The organism is Sporosarcina thermotolerans (assembly GCF_042658975.1).
Taxonomy (GTDB): domain Bacteria; phylum Bacillota; class Bacilli; order Bacillales_A; family Planococcaceae; genus Sporosarcina; species Sporosarcina thermotolerans.
In genome coordinates this window covers 1-23,417 of the sequence record NZ_JBHSRM010000005.1, presented here as the reverse complement: position 1 = coordinate 23,417, position 23,417 = coordinate 1, and the positions used below count along the sequence as shown (strand labels likewise).

Annotated in this window: 25 protein-coding genes; 5 read left to right on the top strand and 20 right to left on the bottom strand. The window is 40.1% G+C overall.

Annotation, left to right across the window (positions count from 1 at the left end; translation table 11 throughout):
• Nucleotides 1-391 precede the first annotated feature (391 nt).
• The 9 genes from ACFPZG_RS04525 to ACFPZG_RS04485 form a co-directional block, all read right to left on the bottom strand.
• Entirely contained in the window at nucleotides 392-832 is a 441-nt protein-coding gene (locus ACFPZG_RS04525) for a GNAT family N-acetyltransferase (RefSeq protein ID WP_283732039.1), read from the bottom strand.
• Between the two features lie 40 nt (nucleotides 833-872).
• Nucleotides 873-1,646 (bottom strand): APH(3') family aminoglycoside O-phosphotransferase, encoded by a 774-nt coding sequence (locus tag ACFPZG_RS04520; RefSeq protein ID WP_283732040.1) that lies wholly within the window; start codon nucleotides 1,644-1,646, stop codon nucleotides 873-875.
• 21 nt (nucleotides 1,647-1,667) lie between these two features.
• On the bottom strand, nucleotides 1,668-2,192 hold the full coding sequence (locus ACFPZG_RS04515) for a hypothetical protein (RefSeq protein WP_283732041.1): 525 nt from the start codon (nucleotides 2,190-2,192) through the stop codon (nucleotides 1,668-1,670).
• A 173-nt stretch (nucleotides 2,193-2,365) separates the two neighbouring features.
• The gene (locus ACFPZG_RS04510; protein ID WP_283732042.1) at nucleotides 2,366-3,010 is read right to left on the bottom strand and encodes an HAD family hydrolase; all 645 of its coding nucleotides are present in this window, start codon (nucleotides 3,008-3,010) and stop codon (nucleotides 2,366-2,368) included.
• A gap of 20 nt (nucleotides 3,011-3,030) precedes the next feature.
• Entirely contained in the window at nucleotides 3,031-3,681 is a 651-nt protein-coding gene (locus ACFPZG_RS04505) for a tetratricopeptide repeat protein (protein ID WP_283732043.1), read from the bottom strand.
• 260 nt (nucleotides 3,682-3,941) lie between these two features.
• Nucleotides 3,942-4,649 (bottom strand): hypothetical protein, encoded by a 708-nt coding sequence (locus ACFPZG_RS04500; protein WP_317940695.1) that lies wholly within the window; start codon nucleotides 4,647-4,649, stop codon nucleotides 3,942-3,944.
• Nucleotides 4,650-4,793: 144 nt separating this feature from the next.
• Nucleotides 4,794-6,611, bottom strand: a complete 1,818-nt coding sequence (locus ACFPZG_RS04495) for an ABC transporter substrate-binding protein (protein ID WP_283732046.1) — start codon at nucleotides 6,609-6,611, stop codon at nucleotides 4,794-4,796.
• 56 nt (nucleotides 6,612-6,667) lie between these two features.
• Nucleotides 6,668-8,164, bottom strand: coding sequence for an ABC transporter permease (locus tag ACFPZG_RS04490; RefSeq protein WP_317940696.1), 1,497 nt, complete (start codon nucleotides 8,162-8,164; stop codon nucleotides 6,668-6,670).
• A 13-nt stretch (nucleotides 8,165-8,177) separates the two neighbouring features.
• Nucleotides 8,178-9,599 carry an ABC transporter permease gene (locus ACFPZG_RS04485; RefSeq protein WP_381426417.1) on the bottom strand — a complete coding sequence of 474 codons (1,422 nt, stop codon included), beginning with the start codon at nucleotides 9,597-9,599 and terminating at the stop codon, nucleotides 8,178-8,180.
• Between the two features lie 117 nt (nucleotides 9,600-9,716).
• Here ACFPZG_RS04485 and ACFPZG_RS04480 point away from each other — a divergent pair, with 117 nt between their 5' ends.
• Complete coding sequence (locus tag ACFPZG_RS04480) at nucleotides 9,717-11,450, top strand: ABC transporter ATP-binding protein (RefSeq protein WP_317940697.1); 1,734 nt, start codon at nucleotides 9,717-9,719, stop codon at nucleotides 11,448-11,450.
• Nucleotides 11,451-11,538: 88 nt separating this feature from the next.
• On the opposite strand, the gene ACFPZG_RS04475 is transcribed toward ACFPZG_RS04480, so the two are convergent.
• Complete coding sequence (locus ACFPZG_RS04475; protein WP_283732048.1) at nucleotides 11,539-11,838, bottom strand: hypothetical protein; 300 nt, start codon at nucleotides 11,836-11,838, stop codon at nucleotides 11,539-11,541.
• 222 nt (nucleotides 11,839-12,060) lie between these two features.
• On the opposite strand from ACFPZG_RS04475, the gene ACFPZG_RS04470 reads away from it, so the two are divergent.
• From ACFPZG_RS04470 to ACFPZG_RS04460, 3 genes are all read left to right on the top strand, one after another.
• Nucleotides 12,061-12,843 (top strand): amino acid ABC transporter substrate-binding protein, encoded by a 783-nt coding sequence (locus ACFPZG_RS04470; RefSeq protein ID WP_283734652.1) that lies wholly within the window; start codon nucleotides 12,061-12,063, stop codon nucleotides 12,841-12,843.
• Nucleotides 12,844-12,869: 26 nt separating this feature from the next.
• The gene (locus ACFPZG_RS04465) at nucleotides 12,870-13,529 is read left to right on the top strand and encodes an amino acid ABC transporter permease (protein WP_283732049.1); all 660 of its coding nucleotides are present in this window, start codon (nucleotides 12,870-12,872) and stop codon (nucleotides 13,527-13,529) included.
• A gap of 170 nt (nucleotides 13,530-13,699) precedes the next feature.
• Nucleotides 13,700-14,446, top strand: coding sequence for an amino acid ABC transporter ATP-binding protein (locus tag ACFPZG_RS04460; protein ID WP_317940698.1), 747 nt, complete (start codon nucleotides 13,700-13,702; stop codon nucleotides 14,444-14,446).
• Between the two features lie 65 nt (nucleotides 14,447-14,511).
• On the opposite strand, the gene ACFPZG_RS04455 is transcribed toward ACFPZG_RS04460, so the two are convergent.
• The 9 genes from ACFPZG_RS04455 to ACFPZG_RS04415 all read right to left on the bottom strand — a co-directional run bounded on the left by ACFPZG_RS04455 (nucleotide 14,512) and on the right by ACFPZG_RS04415 (nucleotide 21,865).
• The gene (locus ACFPZG_RS04455; protein WP_283732050.1) at nucleotides 14,512-15,078 is read right to left on the bottom strand and encodes an NADPH-dependent FMN reductase; all 567 of its coding nucleotides are present in this window, start codon (nucleotides 15,076-15,078) and stop codon (nucleotides 14,512-14,514) included.
• Nucleotides 15,079-15,098: 20 nt separating this feature from the next.
• On the bottom strand, nucleotides 15,099-16,154 hold the full coding sequence (locus ACFPZG_RS04450; protein WP_317940699.1) for an LLM class flavin-dependent oxidoreductase: 1,056 nt from the start codon (nucleotides 16,152-16,154) through the stop codon (nucleotides 15,099-15,101).
• 2 nt (nucleotides 16,155-16,156) lie between these two features.
• Nucleotides 16,157-17,101 carry a ring-cleaving dioxygenase gene (locus ACFPZG_RS04445; protein WP_283732051.1) on the bottom strand — a complete coding sequence of 315 codons (945 nt, stop codon included), beginning with the start codon at nucleotides 17,099-17,101 and terminating at the stop codon, nucleotides 16,157-16,159.
• A 53-nt stretch (nucleotides 17,102-17,154) separates the two neighbouring features.
• Complete coding sequence (locus ACFPZG_RS04440) at nucleotides 17,155-17,595, bottom strand: MarR family winged helix-turn-helix transcriptional regulator (protein ID WP_283732052.1); 441 nt, start codon at nucleotides 17,593-17,595, stop codon at nucleotides 17,155-17,157.
• A 124-nt stretch (nucleotides 17,596-17,719) separates the two neighbouring features.
• A complete protein-coding gene (locus ACFPZG_RS04435) occupies nucleotides 17,720-20,017 on the bottom strand; it encodes an EAL domain-containing protein (protein WP_317940700.1) in 2,298 nt (765 codons plus the stop codon).
• Nucleotides 20,018-20,176: 159 nt separating this feature from the next.
• Nucleotides 20,177-21,019 (bottom strand): Rpn family recombination-promoting nuclease/putative transposase, encoded by an 843-nt coding sequence (locus ACFPZG_RS04430; RefSeq protein ID WP_283732054.1) that lies wholly within the window; start codon nucleotides 21,017-21,019, stop codon nucleotides 20,177-20,179.
• 190 nt (nucleotides 21,020-21,209) lie between these two features.
• Nucleotides 21,210-21,338: a YvrJ family protein gene (locus ACFPZG_RS04425; RefSeq protein WP_283732055.1), complete on the bottom strand. Its 129-nt coding sequence runs from the start codon at nucleotides 21,336-21,338 to the stop codon at nucleotides 21,210-21,212.
• A gap of 69 nt (nucleotides 21,339-21,407) precedes the next feature.
• Entirely contained in the window at nucleotides 21,408-21,626 is a 219-nt protein-coding gene (locus ACFPZG_RS04420) for a DUF2922 domain-containing protein (protein WP_283732056.1), read from the bottom strand.
• A gap of 20 nt (nucleotides 21,627-21,646) precedes the next feature.
• Nucleotides 21,647-21,865, bottom strand: a complete 219-nt coding sequence (locus ACFPZG_RS04415) for a DUF1659 domain-containing protein (RefSeq protein ID WP_283732057.1) — start codon at nucleotides 21,863-21,865, stop codon at nucleotides 21,647-21,649.
• A 279-nt stretch (nucleotides 21,866-22,144) separates the two neighbouring features.
• Between ACFPZG_RS04415 and ACFPZG_RS04410 the strand changes: the two genes are divergently transcribed.
• Nucleotides 22,145-22,501, top strand: a complete 357-nt coding sequence (locus ACFPZG_RS04410; protein WP_283732058.1) for a hypothetical protein — start codon at nucleotides 22,145-22,147, stop codon at nucleotides 22,499-22,501.
• Nucleotides 22,502-22,722: 221 nt separating this feature from the next.
• Here the strand turns inward: ACFPZG_RS04410 and ACFPZG_RS04405 are convergent.
• On the bottom strand, nucleotides 22,723-23,417 hold a 695-nt coding region (locus tag ACFPZG_RS04405), incomplete at its 5' end, for a GNAT family N-acetyltransferase (protein ID WP_381426416.1).

Sequence of the window (23,417 nt, the reverse complement as noted above, 5' to 3'; positions counted from 1 at the left end):
ACAGAAGCAACGATAAGTCGAGAAGCCCCCACTTCAAACGCGAAGCGTTAAGTGGTGGGTAGGTTCACTTAAGAAATGAATTTCTTCACAGTTAATTAAGAAATTAGACTTTTTGATATTGAAACTTCCTTAACGTTGTAAATCCTCATTTTCCTGTATATGAGTTGGATCAGCATGGACAGTTCAAACAAGTCGATTCACTAAAAAAAACCGGAATGATCGAATCCACAGTCTTAAAGCGATTCCGAGTGAATTTAGAGGAAGTGTTTTAATTCAAATACAAATACAAGGTAAAATAATCCGTCCAATGCGAGCTCGATACTCAAGGATGGATTATTTTTTATGGTAAATTGGCAATGGAGTTAATTGGGATAATATCACTTCTATCTAATTATAAATCTAAATTTTTCTTAAAGACATAACTTACCTTGTCATACCCCATTTTATCTTCATAAAATTGATGAGCATCGGTTCGCTGCAATCCCGATGATAAAGCAACGCTTTTATAACCATTTACTATTGCCCATTCATGAACGAAAGAAAGTAACTTTTCACCATATCCATTTGACCGTTTGTTTGCATCGGTGACTAAATCACATACCCAAACAAAACGGCCATAGTAAAGTGTGATCATCGGTTTAAACCCAGTAACCGCCACAATTTCCCCTTCGTCAAACAAAGCAAACATTTTGTACATATCTTTTTCCATGGCCTCTGTAACCAAATCCAAATAGTCTTTTTCATTTAGATGTGTTCGTAATTGATTCATTACCGGAAAAGCTTTAAGAATTTCTTGCGGAGTTTGGAGTTCCTTGATACTACTTATCCCCATTAAGCAATCTCCCCTATATATCAATTCAGGTACCAAAAACTCAATAAAACTCATCCATTAGTTGATAGAATTCGACCTTAGATTCATCCAATTCTGTTATTCCATAACCCTCAAGAAAGAAAGGAACATACTCCTTGCCAAAATTACTGGAAATGCTTCGTATCGCCAATGCCAAGTCTTGATATATATCTGCGACGCCTGCCCTGCCCCAATCGATAAAACCGCTCACCCTTTGATTTTCCATAATCACATTCGGCAAACAATAGTCACCATGTGTAAAAACAAGTTCCTCATCCAAAGGCCTTTTGGCGACAAGCTCCTCATAGAGATCGATTGCTTTCCTTCCCATTCGTACTTCATCAAAATCATCTTCATCGACAAGGCCATTCGCCACTCTATTCTTCGCCTCTTCTACTTTCACACCCAAGCTTTGAATAAATGGACAATCATCGATCCGGATACAATGTATCGCCTTTAGACCGTCTCCTAACGACTCTAACATGGCAGGCAAATCGCCTCGATGGGATTGATCCGAAGCATTCACACCTTTAATCTCAGACATCAACAGGTATTCATATGCTTCATCCATCTCGTAGAATAGTACACGCGGCACAGGCAGCTTACCTTCCAACCATTTCATTTTTTCCTTTTCATCAAAGAGACGTTCAACCGAATGAACCGACTGCACTTTAAGGTATTGGTTTGCATACGAGCCTTTCAATAAGAAGGTCATCGACTGCGAGTGCCCAATTGTTATTGGTTCCCAATCGAATCCGTTTGTCAATTTTGCTAAACTTGAAGGAATTTCTATCAATTGAATCACCACCACTTTTGACTATTTAAACCCCATTTTATAAAAAACTTTTCCACTCTTTAATAGATACACACCAAGCAGTAACTGAATAACAGTAATTATGAGATTATGAATAATGAATTCTGTTTGACCAGTTGTATCTATTAATTTTGCAGATGAAACAAACATGACGTTAGCAACTAATTGAAACGCTTTTGGTATAGAATAAATGATCAAAACTAATCCGGCTAACTTCATAAACAGCATGAACAGCTCTCCGGTTTTGGCTTCATATTTCTCCCCTGAACCACGGAAAGCAAATTGAATGATTGCCTCACCACTCTTTAATAAGTAAATCCCAAGTGCCAAAAGCAAGACAGGATAGAATGCCTGAAAGATAAGGGAAAGCCGATAATTCGTTAAATCACTATTAGACATCAACTCTGATAGATTTAAGATTGAGTAGAATGAATAAACAACAGTGACAACGTGGGTCAAACCCCAAATAATTGTTAACACTCCGATAATCTTCAAACCCGATTGAAAAAGTGCTGTAGGCTGAAACATTTGAACACCCCTCTTTTTATTAATTTCTTAGTTTACATGATAATAATGAAATATCAGCATTTTCTTAGGCAAATATGCTGCCGTTTAGCCTTGATATAATTTTCATATGTTGTTGGATAACCTATGTCAGTCTACCTTCCCTGATATCAATATCTATTCATGCAACCCGCATTTCATATTAGATTCCGTTCTCTTAATAGATCTAACAGATCTCCTCTATTTCTATCTAAATGAATCCCTTTAATCCCTGCTTGTTCGGCTCCATCAATATTTTCCATTTTATCATCAATAAATATACACTTTTCTTTTATTGTTTCCATTTGATTTAGGGCAATATTATATATCGCCTCTCCTGGTTTTTCTGTTTTTACAAGAGCAGATAGAATAATAGCATCAAAATATTTACGAATTCCTAATCGATCAAAAATCCAGTCCATACTTGGCATTGCATTTGAAATTACAGCCAACTTATACTCTCTTTTTAATTGCTCAAGGACACCTTTTACTTCTGGAAAAAGCCTACAATGTCCGGCATAATCTGCAAAGTGAAATAATTCATTTGCTAAATCATTTTCACCAAGATCTTCCGCAATTCTTCCATAATAAAGCTTGTAGTATTGTTCTTCTTCGTTCCAATTTGTAATAAAGGGTAGATTAATTTGTTTAGCTTTCAAAAGGGCAGAATCAATTTTTGATTTTGTATAGCCCCTTTCCATTAATAAAAATCTGATCCTGTCATCTCCTTTAATAGGAGTATCAAAAAGTACCCCTCCTGCATCAAAGAAAATTACTTTCACTTTATTTTTTAATTGATCCATATTCATCCCCCTATATTTGATCAAATTTTATCCAATATACTTTTCACCTCTTCCACCGCCACAATATCATCAGACTCTTTAAACGTAAATATCGATTCTTCAAAATACCCTTTCGCCCTTTCAATCTCGCCTTTAGCATTAAATATTTCTCCAAGTCCACGTAAAGAACATCCCAAAGCAATCGGATCATTTGACTGCTTGGAATACTGTAGGGATTGATTCATAAGTTTTTCAGCCTCGATTAAACTACCTTTCTTTAATAGGATATATCCTTGTTCGTAATAGTTGGCCGCAAAACCTACATAGAAATCCGGATAACTGTTCTTCAACAAATTTAGTTCTACATCAAACAATTTGATTGCTTCTTCGTAGTTCCTTGCCATGCGTTCAACCATACCTAATTGATGTATTGCAATGAGTTCATCTTGGAGATCTGAACTAAACTTCGCTATTTCTCTAAGTTTAATATAAATTGATCTTGCTTCATCATATTTCTTCAGTTCACTTTTAACATACCCAAGCCAATGTAACGCCACTTTGTAGTTGTTTGAACTTTCTTCGAGTGAACTAAGACATTCATGATAAATTTCTTCTGCTTTAGAAAGACGTTTACTCTCAAATAGTTTAAATGCAAACTCTAACTTGCTATCAATAGAATCTGCTCTTCCCACTGCTTTCCCTCCGCCCCTTATATATTTCCTTAAAATCAATTATATCATGAAGTCCATTTGTATTTTCGAAATACTCATTTAACATAAAAAAACACACCCTCCTTTTATTTTGGAAGGTGTTAATATATGCTGCTCTACATCACTTTATAAGGTTTCATAATACGAAAAAGGATTATACTTTCCAGTATACTTATCTCTTCAATCATCATTTTCAATCGTAGTTTTCCTGACCTTAAAACCATGTATTGTAGCGAAAAGTGTTACGGAACATTTTCAATAAAAGTAACTGATTCAGCTTTATACGATTTCCCGTCCCATCCGTATTTCACTTTGAAAGTTCCAATGCTTGCCTCGGGAATTGTAACAAATACTGTGGTATAGCCGTAAAGGACACCATTTTCAGGAGTATACTCCTCAATTGCCCCTACCCCAGGTGAATGGATAGGTGTATGATAATCAAATTTCGAATAGTCTATTTCATATTTTCTTTTACCAATCGAGATTAAAATTTCATTCCCTTTTTTCTCCATCTTTACAAACCGCTTGACCGCATCCGAGATAGACTCGACGGGAACTTCTGTATATCTACTATAGGGATCTTGTAGTTGATTCAATACATGAATTTCTTTCGTTGATATTCCAGACCCGGCACCTGAGATCAGCACAACAATAATATCTTTTAACTTATCTGCATTGATATCTTCATAAAATAATTTCGGGGCGAATTTTTCATTTCGCCATTCCGGAAAGTTGTAAAATAATTCACCACCTACACTATCGACACCACCGCCTACCTGGACAGTGAAATTATCAGTCGCCATTGTATCTGCCATATCTGCAATCAGAAAAATATTTTCATACCAAATATCGGATTTAATGAATGATGTTACAACCCTTTGAACTGCAAAAGCTTTTCCAGTAAGACAAAGTAAAAAAGTGACTAATAGTACTATTAAGTATTTTCTCACATGTTTTCACCCCTTTTTGTTTATTATTTCCCTATAGAGGTGAATGATGAGCCTAAAAATAAAGAAAAGCCGATCAAATACCACATTGATCGGCTTTTCTCTTTCACATTATACAATTGAAGCTGCACCACTCTAAGAATGGATTTATTCCGCCTGAAACTCCGCAAGGAATTCCTTCACTTTGGCTGGATCTGCAACCAATTCGTTGCCTGTGTTGACTAATGGGCTTACCGTTGAGTAGGCTTTCTTTTTATTCCCTTGATAATAATTCAAGAACTCATCTTGGTTGATAGAATACAAAACGGCTTTCCGTAAGTTTTCGCTCTTCGCTACATCGCGGTCTCCTGCGTTGAAGACCAAGTAAGCGACTGCGTTGCTGTCGTTCTTCTGCAAGACGAGTTTGTCATCATTTTCAACGAGATCATACTTCGTTTCCGGAACGCCGTTGAAGAAATGGATTTCGCCGTTACGCAATGCGGATAATGCGCTGTCTGCGTCTTGAATGAATCGGACAGTTACGTTAGAGATGTTCGGTTCGAATTCACTGCCCGCGCGATACACCGGGTTTTTCGCGAAGTCTGCTTGGTAATCGTTTTTCTTCACAAGAATATATGGACCACTCGCATACAGATGGTTGTTATAGGTAGAACCTTCCGTTACCGTACGTTGGTCGCCGTATGGAATGTCTTTATCGATATTAAAGTTCGCTACATCATATGTGTTGATGCTTTCCACTTGTTTTTTCGACACGATCCCTGCGGATTGATGCGCCAAATAGTTCAACACTTGTGGGAATGGCTCGTTCGTTGTCACTTTGATGACTTGGTATTTCCCTGCATGGCTGTCAGCTGCTGTCTTATCTCCAACAAGTTCGGTAATGTTAGCGTCAAGCCCTTTTTCTAGCGCTTCTCGGATTGACCCTTCCCCACCGGATAGTTTCACGTTTTCAAGCTCAGAAAGGTCCGTTACAACTTCGATGTCCTTAATGCTTTCATGCAAACTGTACGTCCGGTGATCCGGCACGGAATTTTTATCTTTCGCGCGGTTCAATGAAAATACAACATCATCTGACCCAACACGTTCTCCAGTATCAACCGCTTTGCCATCTTCCACTTTCGCAAAGTTGATATCATCCCGAAGAATGAAGTAATAATCATTGTTGCCTTCACCAATCGCATAGTTATACGAAAGCGATCCATCCGAAATGACTTGGTCGTCATCCGTCAAATTGACGAGACGCACATACATATTCGTGTTCAACGTATTGATAGAACCGTCATTCCCTTTGATTGGGTCAAGGGAAGTCAATGAACCAATTGCCTGTTGAGCGATCAATGCAAGCGTTTCACGCTTCGATGAATCATTGAAATCGATTGTCTCCCATGCGATTGCACGTGATTTCGCAAGACGTACTGTCTTAGGGTTCAATACATCTTTATTGACCCCTTGTGCTTTGAATGAATTATAAAGCGGCGCAATATATGCTTTCTCTACTACAAGTCGTTGTTCAAGTTGCTTATATGTTTCTTGGTATTCATCAGGTGTTTCGGTACTTGCCTTTTCAATTAATTTATCCACTTCTTCATCACTGATATCACTGTTGTCACCGCCAGATTTGAACAAAGAACGTACTGCATAATCTGGGTTCCCTGTTACAGTCGTCCAGCTGGATAATGCAATGTCGAAATTCCCTGCATCCCGTTGCGCTTTAAAACTACCGTAATCCGGTTGGATATTCAATTTCACGTCGAAACCGTTTTTGATGAGCTGGTCGCGGACGATATTCATATCTGCCTCACCGGAGCTCGTTCCAAGCAACTCAATCGTTACCTTGCCGTTGTTGCCGCCACCTTTTGTATCTCCTTTTTCCTTCTCACCGGACACATCCGATTTCGTTTGCACACAGCCTGCCAGTACAACGATAAGCGCAAGCATAAGGGTCAATAATCTTTTTCCCATCATCAAATCTCCTTTTCTAAGTTGCTTTTATTTGTTAGTCCCTACTGGGAGAAATACACTTAATCAAGCCGCGGGTCAAGCGCATCTCTCAGTCCATCCCCTAAAAAGTTGAAGGAAAGGACGAGCAAAATGATCGCGAGCCCCGGGAAAATCGCTAAATACGAATGGGATTCCAAATACGTACTGCCGACCCGCAAGATATTCCCCCACTCCGGAATATGCGGCTCTACCCCAAGCCCTAAATAACTTAAACTGCTCGTTGCAATGACGGCTCCACCAATCGTCAGCGTCGATTTAACGATCATCGGTGCCAATGAATTCGGCACGACCTGCTTGAAGATGATCGACATATCAGACGTTCCGAGTGCACGAGCCGAATCGACAAAGTCGTAATTCGACACCATGAGGACATTCGCCCGCATCGTCCGCGCATATGTCGGAATCGATCCAACGCTGAGCGCGATAATCAAGTTCACCGTATTCGCACCGAACGCTGCGATAATCGCAATCGCAAGCAAGATTCCTGGAATCGCATATAACACGTCAAGCACGCGCATGATCATATTATCCGTACGATTGCTGTAATAGCCGGCAATCCCACCTAAGAATCCGCCGACAACACCCGGGATGAGAGTTGAAGCGAAGCCGACAATCAAGGATATCCTTGCGCCGAACACAATGCGCGAAAACACATCACGGCCGAAGTTATCCGTGCCGAATGGATAAGCGAGGCTTGGCTGTTGCAAAATATTGCCGTAATCGTTTTCGACAGCAAGCGCATAGTCAAACGTGAACTCACTCACTACCGAAATCGACAGCATGAGGATAATGAAAAACATTCCCAATGTAGCCGTCGAATTGCGTGTGATTTTCTCCCACATCACATTCCATTTCATAATGCGCGAATGGTCTTTGCTCATTGATTTCAACAAGAGGCTCCATCCAAGTAGCAGCGCGAACAGATTGCCCGTCACTGCAGTGAGAATGACGATGACCGCAATAATCCCGAGCCACCGTGGAGCACTTACGTCCTTCACTGTCTTCGCGACGATGATCAACACCGTTAGATGGAATACCGCGATGACGAGCAACACGAGCATTGCAGCCGGAAACGTATCCGTGACGTACGGTTTGAAAATATTCACTGCCGAAATTGCTATGACGAATAGCTGGGTTAGAAACATATAGACAGCAAACGTGTATTCCGGCGTCTTCCGTTTATTGATAAGGTTAAACGCGAACGCAGCCGTAAAGATATTGCCTGTCACTAAACTAAGTAGTTGTATATACCCTAATCGCCGAGTCCCTAAGCGGATTTCGCCGTTGCTCAGTAGATCTCTTTTCATCTTCCATGTGATAAACAGCTGTAAAAGAGTTGTTATCAAATAAGCGATGAAAATGGCGAACAGAATCGTATTTATCTCCCCGGTCTTGAACGAGAAACTATTCCCTAAGAAGATCAACGAGACGACGAGTGAAATGATCCAGGTGAAATTCGCTTGCGGGTATTCTTTTGATACAGCCAATGCATGCCGATTTTTCAGCTTCTCTTCCATCTTTTCACCTGCTTTATGTTTGTTTCATTTTCGAACGGATCCGTGGATCGAGGAATGCGTATAAAATGTCAATCAGCAAATTCACGAGCGAAATCGTAATCGCGATATAGACGACACCGCCCATGATCGCCGGGATGTCCGGGATGAATTGCTTATCGACGATGTAGCTACCGATCCCTTTAATATTGAATACTTTCTCGGTTACAGCAGCGCCGCCGAGCATGCCCCCAAACATCAGACCGATAACGGTAATGACTGGGATCATCGCATTTCCGACTGCGTGCTTCCAAAGCATCTGGCTTTTCGTTAGCCCTTTTGCACGTGCCGTAATGATGTAGTCCTCATGGATGATTTCCAGTAACGAAGAACGCATCATTCTTGCTATCGATGCAGTAAGCCCAGTTCCCAACACGACAACCGGCATGATGATCGACAACGCATTCCCCGGGCTATAAGTGGCTGGCAGCCAACCAAGCTTGATCGAGAAATTCAAGATGAAGATCAGACCTTGCCAGAAATTTGGAATCGATAACCCAAGTAATGCGATGAACATGAATGTCGTATCCAAAAACGAATTCGGCCGAGTTGCAGACAAAATGCCGACCGGAATCGCGATGACAATCGCCATCAGAACCGAGAAGACAGCAATCATCAGCGTGATTGGGAATTTATTCGCAATACTCGACGCGATATCCTCACTTCCCGCAAACGATGAACCAAGATCGAACGTCGCAATTCCTTTCAATGCATTCCAAAGTTGCTGCAAATACGGCAGGTCCAGTCCATGGATTTGATTGAACGCCGCAATCTGCTCTTTCGTCGCCGATTCTCCAAGAATGTTTGAAGCGGGATCGAATGGTGAAATATAAAGAATGGAAAAGACGAGTATTCCAACTCCGATAATGACAAAGACACTTTGGACGAGTCGTTCCATAATATATTTCAAAAACGGGTTGCTGATCAAAAACAGCCAAGCATACATTAGGACACCCGGCACCAGCGAAACAAGGAGGAACATCGGCCGTTCCAAGAGTGATAAGAAGTACGTAGAATACGACTCTTTACGTACGCCTTGTTGCGAAAGCCGTTCATCGGTCCGTCGCACAACCTCTTCCTGAAACCGTTCGACCGCCAATTTTTCCGCCTGAACGCTAAGCGCATCAGGGCTGTTCTTCTCCTGGAAAAATTCCGCTTTTCGCAGCAACTGATCTTTGTACTCGTGGAACAATTGCTTCTTTCGACCTTCATCTGAGAGCTTCCGCTTCACATCTGCCATCGTCGCTTCGTAAGTACGGTCTTTTTTCTTCATTAAATAAAAGAGATAAACGAGTATATGGAGAGGCAATCCTGTTAAATAAAGCAGGAATCGATACATCGACCTTCCATGCGCCTCTTTATAAGTTCTTTTGAGCAAGGCAGATATGCCGAGTTTCATTCAAAATTCCCTCCTGCCCATTGTTGTATAATTCCTATCGGTATACTATACTATATCCAAACAGAAAAGTTGTCAATTTACTAATCTTATTTTGATAACCGATTGGGGGAACCTTTAATGTCGGATACTATATTACGCGTGTCAGACCTGCATGTTTCATTTGCCGGAAGGGAAAAAGATTTTGATGCAGTGCGCGGCGTCAGTTTTGAATTGAAGAGAGGGGAAACATTAGGCATCGTCGGGGAATCTGGCAGTGGAAAAAGCGTCACTGCACGTTCTATCATGCGTTTGCTTCCTTCCCCTCCTTCCTATATAAAGCAAGGCAAGATCGAATTTCAAGGGCAAGACCTTTCCTTGAAAACAGAGAAAGAAATGGAAAGCATCCGTGGGAAAGAAATCGGAATGATATTCCAAGATCCGATGACCTCTTTAAATCCGACTATCCGGGTCGGAAAACAAATTGCCGAAAGTCTCGTAAAACATAGAGGTTTATCCAAAGCGGAAGCGAAGAAAGAAGCGATTGAGCTATTGCAACTTGTCGGCATCAAAGACAGTGAAAAGCGATTCAATCAGTATCCCCACGAATTTTCAGGCGGCATGCGTCAACGTGTCATGATTGCCATCGCGCTCGCGTGCAGGCCTTCTCTGCTAATCGCAGATGAGCCGACAACTGCACTTGACGTTACAATTCAAGCGCAAATCTTGGAGTTAATGAAGAGTATGCAACAGCGTCTCGAAACATCCATCATCCTGATTACACACGACTTTGGCGTCGTGGCAGGAATGTGCGACCGGGTCGTTGTCATGAAAGACGGAGAAATTGTCGAAACAGGCACAACGCTTGAGATATTCGAAAATCCACAGCATCCCTATACGAAAAAACTGTTGAATGCATTGCCACGTCTTGATGAAAAGAAGAAGCCGAAACGTCCTCCTCATATTAAGGAAGGTATAGATGCATCGATTCCTCTCGTTCAAGTGAATTCACTGCGCCAGCATTTCGACAGCGGAAAAGGTGAATTGACGAAAGCGGTCGATGATATCAGCTTCTTCATCCGTCCAGGTGAAACACTTGGACTTGTCGGCGAATCCGGTTCCGGTAAATCGACAACCGGCCGTGCCATCTTGCGGCTCAATGAACCGACAGCGGGCGACGTTCTCTACCAAGGAATTGCCGTCAATCGATTATCGAAAGATGAAATGAAAACGATGCGCCGCCATATGCAAATGATCTTCCAAGATCCATATTCATCGCTTAATCCGCGCTTCAAAGTGCTCGATATTATCGGGCAGGCGCTTGATATTCATAAATTAAGCAGTTCAAAGTCGGAACGGAGAAAACGAGTTGAAGAACTGCTTGATATGGTGGGATTGAAACCGGAGCACGCCAATCGCTATCCCCATGAATTCTCAGGGGGCCAGCGCCAACGTATCGGAATTGCCCGCGCATTAGCCGTCGAACCTGACTTCATCGTCTGCGACGAGCCATTGTCAGCACTCGACGTTTCGATTCAAACTCAAATCGTCGACTTGCTCGAGGATCTTCAACATCGGCTCGGACTCACCTATTTATTCATTGCCCACGACCTGTCGATGGTAAAGCATATAAGCGACCGGGTCGCCGTCATGTACGCCGGCAAAATCGTCGAACTTGCGGAAAGCGAAGAGCTGTACAGCAACCCATTGCACCCGTACACAAAATCATTGCTCTCCGCCATCCCGATTCCCGATCCACGGGTTGAAGCAAACAAAAAACGCTACATCCCGGAAGAAGACAACACCGTAGACCGCTACAACCTGCAAAACGCCCAATTAGTCGAAGTGTCAAAAGGACATTGGGTCGCGATTTGAAGTAATTATCTACCCTTTTATAAAAAACCACTTTCCTGCTCATTTTCATAGGAAAGTGGTTTTTTAGGTCTAAAAGCTACACGACAAACTATTCGTTTTTTTTATTGTTTGGGTTAACCCCATTCGGTTCAATCCCAAACTGTGCTACTCCTTGGGAACGGAATTCACTTGGCTCTTCCTGAAAAGAGAACCCTTTTTGCAGCTTATCCACCGGATCCATTCCATTTGGTTCCGGACCAAGTTCACTGTCTTTCGTATTATCAGAAAGCGCTTGGAGTGGGGTTGCGGTATCTTTACCATTTTCAACGAATTCATTTCTGAATTCCTCTCCCCTTCTCTCATTCCACTGTTCTTCTTCTGAATACAATTCATTAAATTTCTTATCCATTGTGGAATCCTCCTTTCTTTAATACAAATAATTCATCGCCTTATTTAATTTAATAACCGTTTATGTAAGGCTGCAAACATTTTCATTATAAGGATACACTGTATACAAAGTATTCCGGATATTCAAGGAGGGGTTCTATTACTCCAATAATCATGATATAGTATTTAATACTTTAACACACTAAAGCGTTAAAGTAATTCAACTAATAAAGGGGAGATTATGATGAAAAAGTTTATGATGGTTTTGATTGTTTCACTTAGCACTGTACTATTTATGACTGGTTGCGGAAGTTCGAATTCCAATTCAGCATCGAAAAAGGATACTCTCATCATAGGCGTAGATGATAAATTTGCTCCAATGGGTTTCAGAGATGAAAATAACGAACTGACTGGTTTTGATATTGAATACGCGGAAGCTGTCGCGGAACAAATGGGGATGACTGTTAAGTTTCAGCCAATAGATTGGAAAACGAAAGAAACAGAATTGAGTAGTGGAAGAATCGATCTAATATGGAATGGTTATACAATCACTGATGAACGAAAAAAGAAGGTTTTATTTACCAAGCCGTATTTGAAAAACGCTCAAGTCATTGCCACATTACAAAACTCGGATATTGCTCAGTTGAAAGACCTCTTAGGAAAGGCCGTAGGATTACAAGCACTATCTTCAGCATCAGATGCATTGAATGCAAATCCTATCAGCTCTGAGGTTAAGTCAGTTTCAGAATATGCCGACAACGTACTTGCCTTATCTGATTTGAAAGCCGGTCGCGTAGAAGCGGTAGTCATCGATGAAGTCGTCATTAATTATTATATGGCAAAAGAAGAAGGCAGCTTTAAAGTAATCGAAGAGTCTTTGGCACCAGAATTGTATGGGATTGGCGTCAAAAAAGGCAATGAGGAACTACTTGAAAAATTACAAGCAGCTATAGACAAAGTGAATGCTGACGGCACCGCTTCTGCTATCTCTGAAAAATGGTTCGGGGAAGATAAGATTCTGAAATAAGGTGAGCTTTAAGGGGGTGCAAAATTATGACGATTGATTATTTAATTTCCATATTACTACCAATGCTTGAAGGGGCTCGCGCGACAGTCATACTATTTATCATCGCCATCATTGCTTCAATCCCGTTAGGATTCCTGTTGACGTTAGCAGTTAGAAGTTCGATTAGACCCCTCTCATGGCTTGCGAGTTCTTATATCTATGTAATGAGGGGAACGCCGCTATTATTGCAGCTTCTCTTCTTAGTCTTTGGCCTACCGCATATTCCGGGCATTGGTCAATATTTAGTTATAGATAGATTTGTTGCTGCATGTTTAGGCTTTATCTTGAATTATGCTGCATATTTTGCAGAAATTTTTCGAGGTGGCTTACTTGCAATCGATAAAGGGCAATACGAAGCCTCAAAAGTGTTAGGTTTAAATAAATTCCAGACACTTGTCCATATTGTTCTACCTCAAATGTTTCGGATTGCCTTGCCCGCAGTTGCAAATGAATCGGTCACATTGGTGAAAGACACTGCCTTGTTATATGCAGTGGCAGTTCCGGAGTTATTGCATTTTGCACAAACAGCGGTCAATCGTGATTTCACCATAATTCCGTTTGTAATGGCAGGCATCATTTATCTACTCATCACAATATGCCTAACATTTATCTTCAAATGGTTAGAACGCCGTTTGCAATATGAATAATTGTTAAGGTACCTGTGCAAGAAACATTCATGATAATTCAATCAATTTTAATATGTATACATTAATCATAATAAAACATTATATACTCAACGTTTTAGTTTTATATTTATGCAATTGTAGTGTATAAACTGAATAGTTCGCTACACAGGTACCTAAAAAGGAGTGAAGTCATGTCTATTTTACAAGTGAACAAGTTGAAAAAGTCATTTGATCAACTGCAAGTGCTTAAACAGATCAGTTTTGATGTGGATAAAAATGATGTCATCGCTGTAATTGGGCCTTCGGGTTCCGGCAAAAGTACAATGCTTAGAAGCCTCATTCACCTCGAAGAGATTGACGGTGGAAGTATTGCCGTACATGATGAATTCCTCGTAAACGAAGGCATCTATTCATCCCCAAAACAAATCAAACAAATTACGTCCCGAATGGGAATGGTATTTCAGCATTTCAACCTCTTCCCCCATTTAACTGTAGTGGAGAATTTGGAAATTGCACCAAAGCTTTTAAAAGATGGAAATGCTCAAAAGAATCGTAAAGCAAGCTTGGAGTTACTTGAGAAGGTCGGTCTTTCGGATAAAGCAGATGTGCTGCCAGCTAAACTTTCCGGTGGCCAAAAACAACGTGTTGCAATTGCGCGGGCTTTAATGAGGAAGCCAGACATTCTATTATTTGATGAACCAACTTCCGCCCTTGATCCCGAATTGACTGGCGAAGTACTTACAGTTATCAAAGATCTTGCCAAGGAGCGAATGACAATGATCATCGTGACGCATGAAATGGACTTTGCGAGAGATGTCGCAAACAAAGTTCTTTTTATGGATAATGGTGAAATCGTTGAATCGGGAAATCCTTTGGAAGTTCTCGTACATCCAAAAATGGAACGAACGAAAAAATTTCTAAATCGAACGAGCTTATAAAATCACATTCACTTATACGTAATAAGAAAGAGTCAGTCTAAAATCGACTAACTCTTTCCATGGAATTAAAAATCATATTCTTCATCTTTTTTCTTACGAATGGCCTCGAAAGCATCCGCTGTCATTACCGTATCCTCTACAAGTCGTTCCAACCGGAAAAGGATATCATCGTTGACAATTTCCTTACGTAAAAAGTCCTTTTCTTCAATGAAGACATAAGTCGGAACGATATGAGCCTTCATATAGGCCAAAACTGGTTTCAACTGCTGCTCGACCATCAAATAATGCTTTGCAGTACCGGCTGTTACGACGATGCTGACAACCTTTTCACGGAATGCATTAACTGGCAACAGGTCAAAGATATTTTTAAGTGTAGCGGGAATGGATGCCTGGAATACCGGCGTCCCAATGATAATGGCGTCTGCTGCCATTATTGTTTCCGCAACGTATTTTGTATCCCCTTCATATTCGAAATAATTACGTCCATCACTAAATTCCACTTTATAATCAGCTAAATCAAGAAGCGTGATTTCATGTTCAGGATACTTTTGTTTAAACATATCCACTGTTTTCAGCATAGCAGTTTTAGTCTTCGAACCGACGATTGAGCCGGATAATGCTACAATTTTCATTTTAGTTCCCCTCCCCTGCTTTATTGGGCTGTATATTTCTTTATCGCCGGAATGATATCGTTCCCGATAATTTCGATGTTCTTCATAATTTTCTCAAATGGCACGCCGCCAAAGTCAATTTGAGCCATGAAGCGCTGCATGCCGTAAAGTTCATATTGGTAAAGCAGTTTTTCGATTATTTCTTCCTTACTCCCTACCATCAATGCATCACGTGTGTCGGGTGCTTGGGCGAATTGCTGTTTAGGATAGCCACTGCCACGAATCGCTTGGAAACCGCCATTAATATGAGGATACATACCTTGTAAAGCCTCTTTTGTTGTGTCTGCAACATAGAAAAGACTCGTTGTCGCAATCGGTAAATCATTCGGCCCGAACCCACTTCGCTGAGCTGCTTCGCGATAGGCTTCTACAGAAGGTTTAAAATTAATGGCTGGGCCGCCCAAAGTTGTCAACATCATCGGGATTCCCATATATCCTGCTTTAATGGCACTTGCTGGTGGACCTCCAACCGCACGCCAAATTGGAATTGACCCATTTTTCGGTTGCGGCAAAATCTGCGCTTTTTGTAAAGGTGCACGGTATTCGCCTTGCCAAGTTATATATTCTTCTTCATTTATTTTTTTCAGCAGTTCCAATTTCTCTTCGAAAATTTCTTCGTAGTCTTGTAAATCCACACCAAGGAGCTGATAGGCACCTACACGAGATCCACGTCCAGCAACAATTTCTGCGCGTCCATCGGAAATCAAGTCAATGGTTGCAAAGTCCTCATACACGCGTACAGGGTCTGATACACTCAACACCGTTGCCGAACTTGTAATCTTAATCTTTTTTGTTGCTTGAGCAATGGCACCTAAGACAACGGTATGCGCTTGTGTAGTAAAGTAACTTTGGTGACTTTCACCGACTCCGAAGACATCAATCCCCGCTTGTTCCGCCAATTGACTTGCTTCAATTAATTCATTAATTCTCGCTTGGGCGGATTGGCACTCGCCAGTGAGCGGATTCGGGATAAGATCCCCCAATGAATAAAGCCCAAATTCCATCCCTTTTGAAGGGTCGATTCGATATTGTTCCACTATTATTCCTCCTCAATAGGTTGCAGTATTTCTTCTATTTCAGCACGTCGACTTTCTAAAAATGGAGGCAGATCCAACTGTTCACCGAGGGTTTCGACATCCCCATCGATTGTAAACCCTGGCCCATCTGTCGCAATCTCAAATAGGATGCCGTTTGACTCCCTAAAGTATAGGCTTTTGAAGTAAAAGCGGTCCACGATACCGGAAGTATGGAAGCCACGTGCGCGAACTATTTCATCCCAATAAGATAGCTCTTCATCATTTTTCACACGTATCGCCAAATGATGGATGCTGCCTCGTCCTGGTCTTTCAGTTGGTCCATCCAAAGATTTAACAACGATTTCACCAAACACTTCACCACTGACTGATTGGAAAATAGCCTCGTCCTCCGAACGCGATACTTCTGTGTACCCAAACATTTCCGTCAGCGTTTTCGCTATTTTTTCAAGTCTACGGACCGTTATTTCAACGGAACCCATTCCTTGAATCTGATGCTCCATCGGAACAGGCGACTTTTCCCATGTCTCCCAATGGGAAACTTTCGCGCCTTCCGATACAAGAAGTACCATGCGAAGCCCTTCATGATCCTCAAAGTGTAGGGCAGGTTTATTTGCATACTTTGTTATGTCGCCATGATGTACACCGTATTCCTCAAATCGCGCTTTCCAATACGTTAAGCTATCTTCCGTTGGTACCAGTAAACCAATTTGAGTGATGGCATTCGTTCCTCGGTGTGTGCGTCCCGCGGCAGGTATTTCAAAGAATGACAACTCTGTCCCCGGACTTCCTGTTCGATCACCGTAAAATAAGTGATACATCGTCGGCGAATCTTGGTTCACTGTCATTTTCACACGGCGTAAACCAAGAATATCCCTATAAAAGCGATTATTCGGTTTTGCATCCTTCGTAATCATTGAAATATGATGATGACCCGGAATTGTATACATAAATAGTTCCCTCCTTTTATTAGTTGACTAATCAAGTGATGAAATAAAAAAAATTATCGTTTCGACATTTTTTCTTCGCTATTTTTCTGCACGCGGGAGATTAGCGAGTATAACGTTTTTTGTTCATCGTCGGATAATGACTCATCGAAAAATGACGACTGAAATGTGAGTTGGGCATCAAAAGCATTATTCAGCTTTTCACGTCCCTTTGTTGTTAGGAAAATTGTTTTCGTTTTCCATTCCTGCTTACGTTCCACAAGTCCATCTTTCTCAAGACGTGCAAGCATACGTGATATGCCCCCTTGCGTTACCGTGACTTTCTCGGCTAAATCACATTGTGTTAACGGTTCATAGGTTGAGATTTGCATCAATACATCGAATTGTGCAGTCGTTAAATCGAATTGCTTTAAGTATTCATTGGAAAGCAAGTTGCTTTGATGCGTAAAACGAACAAGACGCAGCCATATTAATGAACCACGAGTATTTTTATTCACAACAGCTCCACTCCCTTTCGTTACTATCAATTTACCACTCAAATGATAAAACAGCAACAAGAATATCTCGAATTAAAGACATTCTTGTTGCTTACATCACACGTACTAGTCAATTTTAGCCACTCTAGTTAACGCTTAATAGCGCTTCATGAGCAGTTTTCAAGAACTCCTCAAATGCAGACACCTTCAACGGTCTACTATAGTAATATCCTTGTCCATGTATTGAACCATTTTTTTTAAGTTCATCAACATGTTCCTTCAGTTCGACCCCTTCGGCAATAACATTTAATCCAATGGAGTTTGCCAAGTTAATGATTGCTTTTGCAATTTCCTTACTTTCCCTATTTTCATGAATATCCTTTATGAATGATTGGTCGATTTTCAATGTATCAATCGGAAGATCTTTTATATAACTTAATGAACTATAACCTGTTCCGAAATCATCGACTGATATACTAATACCTATTTTTTGAATTTCTTTCAAAATCGGCGCTATGCTATTGACATTCGCAAGAACACTTTCGGTTATTTCAAATTCAAGGTTTTTAGCATCTATTCCTGTTTCGCGAACTATCGACTTAACTTTATCGATAAAATTAGGATCCTCTAACTGACGAACTGAAATATTTACGGATAAACGTAAGGGTGGGAAATCATTGTTCTGCCATGCAAATGCTTGAAAACAACTTTCTTTAAGAATCCATTCCCCTAACGGAATGATTAACCCAGTTTCCTCTGCCAATGGTATGAATTTCAATGGAGGAATAATCCCCAAATCCGGGTGTTCCCATCGAACCAATGCCTCCATCCCAATTATCTCATTGGTGGACATATCCATTTTCGGTTGATATTCCAAGTAGAATTGTTCCTCTTTGATCGCTTGTCTTAATGCGCTTTCGAGTATTCGACGTTCCAAAGATTGATGTTCCAATTGTTTATTGAAAATCATAAAGTCATTTTTACCACGCTCTTTTACGTAATAAAGTGCAGTATCCGCATTTTTGACCAGATCTTCTGGAGAATCACCATGATCCGGATAATGCGCTACACCAATACTGCAAGCTATTGAAAACGCATGTCCAAACTTGTTTATGGGCTTTTGAATCTGACCCAATATATTCTCAACAATTTCAATAACTTCTTTTTCATCTTGTACATCTCTAATCATGACAACAAATTCATCCCCGCCAAATCGTGCTGCAACATCTTTTGGACGAATAATTGAGCGTATCCTTTTAGCCGTTTCTTGAAGAGTTAGGTCCCCAACATCATGTCCCCATTGGTCATTTATTTGTTTAAAATTGTCTATATCAATAAACAGTACGGAAAGTTTAGATACAGGTGATTTTCGATGCATTACCTCATTAAGAAGCTTGTTCATAAATGAACGTCGATTTGGAAGACTCGTCAATGAGTCATGAAATGCTAATTGATAAATGGCTTTTTCAGCGTCTTTTCGTTCGCTTATATCGCGCATTACAAATAGTAATAATTCGTTGTCACTATGTGAAAGTGAATGATTATTGATACTGACGATATTAGCCTCAACGTTTATAAAAAACCCTTCATTGAGAATGAGGCGGAATTCGCTGTTTAATATGTTCTTTATCGTTCGATTAGAGTAGGTTTTTATCTCGTTTTTTATGGTATCTCTATCATCTTGATGAATCATTTCAAAAAGATTATTCTTTTCCCTTTCCCATTGTGGAAGCTCATTATGTAACACTTTTTCAAACGATGGAGATATGTATTGAAACGTACCATTTCGATCAATGACTGCAACAAAGTCCGTTAAGTTTTCAACAATAACCTGGTGGATATCGTCACTATTTGTATCCAAATTATTATCCTCGATTAAAGTTGGATGCCCCAAATTGGCTGCATTCAATGTTAAACCATTTGGCTCGTTTAATTCTAATTCAACTAAAATTTCTACCTCTTTACCAACCAATACTCCGCCAGTCTCCAATATTGTATTCCAAGTTAGGCCAAATTCTTCACGGTTAATAATTGCTTCTGCTCTATAACCGTAAACATTTACCCCGCGCGGACTTATCGCTTTACCGCCAAATTCAACTGCAAACGTTACCGGTTTCGTTATGCTTTTAATCGTCAAATTTCCTGTCACATCATAACCATATTCACTTTTACTAATAGAAGTTGATATGAAGTCGATTGTAGGGTGATTTTCAATATCAAAAAAGTCTACTGACTTTAAGTGTTTATCCCGTTCCCGATTATTAGTGTTTATGCTGCTCCCTTGAAATTGGAATACTATACTCGCGGTTGTTAAATCCTCTATATCATCGGCTTCTACATTTGCCGTAAAGTTAATAAATTGACCTTTTACATTAGATACCATCATATGCTTCACTTTAAATCCAACTATGGAATGCGCATAGTCTACAATCATGTTCCCCATCAGTTAACCCCTTTCCTATCAATCTATTAATCACTTTACCAATCAAATGTTAATCAAGCAATAAAAATACCTTGAATTCAAGACAAGTTGTTTTTATGACAATCTTGGGTTAGTAAGCATAAAAAAATTGGCCTTGTAAAAAGTACAGGCCAATTAGATTTATTTCGATCGAATCAACTTTTCAATCTCATCCATTGAAATTTTCGTTGCCTGAGCTACTTCTTCAAACGACATACCCGTTTCAAGCAAGCTTAGGATGATATTTCTTTGTCCTTCCGCTAAACCCTCTTCCTTTGCATCCAACTCCCTTTGAAGCTGGTCTTTTAATCCGATCTCTCGAGCAATGGCGAGGGCACGTGTTTTAGGATCTTGACTAAGTCGACGGATTTCGTCATAAGCATCTTGTAATGTGGAGCTTTCCATGGCTAATGCCTCCTTCAATTGTTGGTTTCCTTTTAAGAACAGCAGCCATTTTCCCAATTCATCCAAATAGGACATTTGTTTTTCGGTTACTTTCGGAAGTTCCAGAACATGGATTTCGGCATGGCGAGAAAACAACGCTCCATTTTCCGAATCGATTAATTGAAATTTACTATGGAAATGTGGTTTTGACAACAAATGAAAGTCCGTAATCACTATTTGAATGGATTTTTTTAATTCTGTATAACTTTTTCCGGTTTCTTCTTGACTGGCATACATCTTCGCCCAATATACTAACATACGCTCCCTGAATGCTTGATGTCCCCTAACCTGCATTTCGATGTTGACTTGCTCTCCGTTGTCTGTAATGACTCGTAAGTCCATTACTGATGCCTTGTCGACTGAATGGACAATCTCGATTGTTGGGTCTGTCAATTCTACAGATAAAAGATTACCACCTATAATAGCATTCAAGAAGTTAAGCAATAACCGATTGTTCCTCCTGTCAGCGAAAAAAGCTTTAAACACGACATCATTTCGTAAATCTAATAGTTCAACATCATAAGAATTCTTCTGCTCCATCAGCAATGCCACCGTCTCTCACACCCCCGCCCCTTTTCTTCATAATAAAACATTTGTTCCCATAAATCAAATATTATGAAAGTTATTTTAAAAGATTTCAAAAAATACACCCTCCTAAGCCAAGGAAGGTGTACAATCACTACTTTTCGCCGGAATTTATAATCAATAATTCCTGACTTTTAGGTAAGGTTCACTTAACCTTCAAAGAAACAAGCGCATTGTGTATGGCCTCGAGTTTCGTTTCAAGCCGGTGCAAGAGATAAAAAGATACAAAAATCGGAAAACCGATTTGCTGTATGAAAGTTAGCCATTGTTCCATTTTGAATCCGCCTCCTCCATATTTAATGTAATGAAAAGGCTCCCCAGCCAAGCTGGAGAGCCGTTTTAGTTATGCTTTTAACACTTCATCTACTGTACGCTCGATAACACGAGCGCCCCTTACTGTCGCAAGAAAAGAGCCATCCACTTCAAACACTTGCGAATCGATAATTTCCTGCATGGCTGCCTCCACTTCGGTTGGAGTCAAATCAGCTCGTGGCTCGTCCACTGTTAGGGATGTATGTTTTCCCACAGCAGTCGTGAAGTTCAATTGTAACGTTTTCGCCATTCCTCATCTCCCCTTTCTAATTAGTTCATAATGTCTGCTGTTTCTACTCGTTCTGCTCCGATTAATGGATATTCGGAGAGCTGTGCCAATTGTGTAAGGGCGATGTAAAGGCTGTCAGCCGTCACCCCTTCTGCGATGCCGCGGTAGGACTTCGATTTTTTGATCAATTTCCCATCATGCGTCATCCCACCATCAAAATACACCTTTCCAACTGCGTTTCTGAATTCGATCGATGCCATCTGCTTTCCCCCCTCTCACTTACTATATAGACTCGAAAAGGTGAAAAGGATACTGCCTACCCAAATCTTTTTGAAAAAGATTTTATATTCCTTGAGTCGGGAACATATATTCCCTATAATGAAACCAAGGAGGGAAATGAGTGTGTAAGAGGTTTGAGAAATCGGTAAGATATAGTGAGCTATTGGAAATGATGTAAATAGAAGCTGATGGAACGATTTACTAACAGCGAATCATGGTACTGCAGGTACCGTCACGCACAAAGAAGGAGTAGTGATCTAATGCTCATCCCACAAGAGGCACTTCCCCACTTTGAAAATATGATTTACCTTCCTATGGTCCTGACAATATTGACTAAAGACCAGCAAACTTTCGAAAAGGGTAACTTTAAATTACAGACACCATATATAAAGCTTATCAATCATGCCATCAATGCTGTTCAGACTGAAATGAAGGAGTCATCGGACTATCTACGTCAAAACAAAATGAAACTACTACGAGGCACCATGGGTGATATGTTTACTACATACATATTTCTATACCACGGACGGGAAGAGCAGAGACGTTATTTGAATGTACGTTTGAAAAACCGGACGGAAGAGCTTATGGAATTGTATCTGAATTCTGCTTCTCATTAAATTTCCACTTGTTTCAGTCCCTTACCAACTACCGTTCCGTGTCGAAGAAACAAAAAGAGGCAGGAAATTGTTAACGGGTTCGGTTGTTGGGGAGAAAATCGCAGTAATTAAACAGTGAAATATCTAAATAAAAAAAAGAAAAAACGCTTAATATGAGCGTTTTTTTGCGTAATATTTCACTACTCTTATTGAACTAAAGCACTCCGTTAGTTGAAGAAGAGTTACGCTTCCGAAGTAATAGGATGCTTTACGTATTTTGGAAAATAATTGTTACCACTAGTTTTTACAAATAATGTTCCATCACCTTTTATAAGATTACTTTCAAATATTAAGCCTTTATAATCTGGGGTGTAGTGAAAAACTATCTTTTTGCTTCCCTCCCCTAAAATCTCTATTAGAATATTATTAATATCTTTTTTTTGTTTACTGATAATATCAAAAATATCAATTTGGTTTTCTTCTTCTTTAAATATTATAATTACATCTTCGGATCCAAGGTAATAAATATCATTACAAAAAACGTTTAGACAATAATACATTAATATTCCTTGGGAATTTCCAGTTGAAAACCGATCAGAAACAGGTATTCTCTCTTTTGCAAATTCAAAAATAAAATTAATGTCATCTACATTTGTTATGTTCAGCTTACGAGGTTTGTTTTTTGATTTTTGATTCGACGAAAAATTAATAGAAAATTGATATTCATCCACTATTTCAAAGCCAAACTTCGGATAAAAATCTAACACACTGTCATTTGCAAAAAGATACATGAAATCGTACGTATGTTCATATTCCTCTAAAACCTTATTCATTAGACTTTTAGAAAGCCCCCTGTTTCGATAATCTGGATGGGTCATCACTGTTCCAACTTGTAACGCACGTTTTTGCTCCCCTTCAATAATTAAGTCAATAATAT

Bases quoted from the DNA above. Each gene is read 5' to 3' on its own strand.
- ACFPZG_RS04525 (WP_283732039.1), bottom strand. From the start codon at position 832: ATGGGGATAAGTAGTATCAAGGAACTCCAAACTCCGCAAGAAATTCTT.
- ACFPZG_RS04515 (WP_283732041.1), bottom strand. From the start codon at position 2,192: ATGTTTCAGCCTACAGCACTTTTTCAATCGGGTTTGAAGATTATCGGA.
- ACFPZG_RS04510 (WP_283732042.1), bottom strand. From the start codon at position 3,010: ATGGATCAATTAAAAAATAAAGTGAAAGTAATTTTCTTTGATGCAGGA.
- ACFPZG_RS04495 (WP_283732046.1), bottom strand. From the start codon at position 6,611: ATGATGGGAAAAAGATTATTGACCCTTATGCTTGCGCTTATCGTTGTA.
- ACFPZG_RS04490 (WP_317940696.1), bottom strand. From the start codon at position 8,164: ATGGAAGAGAAGCTGAAAAATCGGCATGCATTGGCTGTATCAAAAGAA.
- ACFPZG_RS04485 (WP_381426417.1), bottom strand. From the start codon at position 9,599: ATGAAACTCGGCATATCTGCCTTGCTCAAAAGAACTTATAAAGAGGCG.
- ACFPZG_RS04480 (WP_317940697.1), top strand. From the start codon at position 9,717: ATGTCGGATACTATATTACGCGTGTCAGACCTGCATGTTTCATTTGCC.
- ACFPZG_RS04475 (WP_283732048.1), bottom strand. From the start codon at position 11,838: ATGGATAAGAAATTTAATGAATTGTATTCAGAAGAAGAACAGTGGAAT.
- ACFPZG_RS04470 (WP_283734652.1), top strand. From the start codon at position 12,061: ATGAAAAAGTTTATGATGGTTTTGATTGTTTCACTTAGCACTGTACTA.
- ACFPZG_RS04465 (WP_283732049.1), top strand. From the start codon at position 12,870: ATGACGATTGATTATTTAATTTCCATATTACTACCAATGCTTGAAGGG.
- ACFPZG_RS04460 (WP_317940698.1), top strand. From the start codon at position 13,700: ATGTCTATTTTACAAGTGAACAAGTTGAAAAAGTCATTTGATCAACTG.
- ACFPZG_RS04455 (WP_283732050.1), bottom strand. From the start codon at position 15,078: ATGAAAATTGTAGCATTATCCGGCTCAATCGTCGGTTCGAAGACTAAA.
- ACFPZG_RS04445 (WP_283732051.1), bottom strand. From the start codon at position 17,101: ATGTATACAATTCCGGGTCATCATCATATTTCAATGATTACGAAGGAT.
- ACFPZG_RS04435 (WP_317940700.1), bottom strand. From the start codon at position 20,017: ATGGGGAACATGATTGTAGACTATGCGCATTCCATAGTTGGATTTAAA.
- ACFPZG_RS04430 (WP_283732054.1), bottom strand. From the start codon at position 21,019: ATGGAGCAGAAGAATTCTTATGATGTTGAACTATTAGATTTACGAAAT.
- ACFPZG_RS04425 (WP_283732055.1), bottom strand. From the start codon at position 21,338: ATGGAACAATGGCTAACTTTCATACAGCAAATCGGTTTTCCGATTTTT.
- ACFPZG_RS04420 (WP_283732056.1), bottom strand. From the start codon at position 21,626: ATGGCGAAAACGTTACAATTGAACTTCACGACTGCTGTGGGAAAACAT.
- ACFPZG_RS04415 (WP_283732057.1), bottom strand. From the start codon at position 21,865: ATGGCATCGATCGAATTCAGAAACGCAGTTGGAAAGGTGTATTTTGAT.
- ACFPZG_RS04410 (WP_283732058.1), top strand. From the start codon at position 22,145: ATGCTCATCCCACAAGAGGCACTTCCCCACTTTGAAAATATGATTTAC.